The sequence below is a fragment of the Undibacterium sp. Di27W genome (assembly GCF_049340345.1).
Lineage (GTDB): Bacteria > Pseudomonadota > Gammaproteobacteria > Burkholderiales > Burkholderiaceae_D > Undibacterium.
In genome coordinates, this window is the sequence record NZ_JBMPOS010000078.1 from 1 (window position 1) to 870 (window position 870).

General features: G+C 43.4%; 2 protein-coding genes. Both read right to left on the reverse strand.

Annotation, left to right across the window (positions count from 1 at the left end; translation table 11 throughout):
- Positions 1-218, reverse strand: a 218-nt coding sequence (locus ACO0LF_RS31325) for a hypothetical protein (RefSeq protein ID WP_423021304.1), incomplete at its 3' end; no start/stop codon positions are given.
- A 181-nt stretch (positions 219-399) separates the two neighbouring features.
- Positions 400-870, reverse strand: a 471-nt coding sequence (locus tag ACO0LF_RS31330; RefSeq protein WP_423021306.1) for an EAL domain-containing protein, incomplete at its 5' end; no start/stop codon positions are given.

Sequence of the window (870 nt, forward strand, 5' to 3'; positions counted from 1 at the left end):
ACCCGGCGACACTCTGGCATAGTCAACACTCGCTGGGTAACCTGGCGTGGAACACCATGTGCCCGCAAGTATTCTAGAGCACAAGCAGTTCCTACTGTTTGCTGCAGGGACAATCCATGCTCAACCTTAGCCTCAGTGGCAGAATCGACTCGATCCATCACTTCAGAATTGGTGGAATGCTCAGGGTTTTGCAAGAACGTAAAATGGCTAATTGACATGTGAATCTCCTAGTCCCATCATTAAAAAAGATGCGGAAAAACGTACCGAAATCATCGTTCCCACAGACTTTTGCAGACAAGAGAATACACCGAATTAGCAACCATAATTTGTTAGGTTCATATTTTTTCGCTTATTTTTTGCGCTTTATCTGATGAAGCACAAACCTCGTTTTTAGTACTATTAATTTGCAGATATCGGTAGTAGAAATTGTTTCAACATCAGCGCAGGTACGTCGCTTGCCGGTACTGGGCGAGAAATAAAATAGCCTTGAATTTCGTCGCAGTTAAGCTGCCGGAGCGCATCCACTTGCTCCTGGGTTTCTACACCTTCCGCAACAACCGTCATATCCAGCGCCTGCGCCATCGATACGATTGCTTTAAAAAAGATATCACCTTCTTTAGACTTCGTAAGTTCATTGGTAAAAACTCGATCTATTTTTAAGATATCCATGTCCAGGCGTTGAAGTTGTGACAAAGATGAATAGCCTGTTCCAAAGTCATCCACCAACAACTTAATGCCCAACTCCCGAATCTCGCACAAATCCGTAATAATGGTATTGTCCTCGCCCATCATTGCAGATTCTGTGATTTCTACCTCAAGGAGGCTAGAATCAATACCGCAATTTTTTAAGCAGTCAGATAGTTTTTTCGG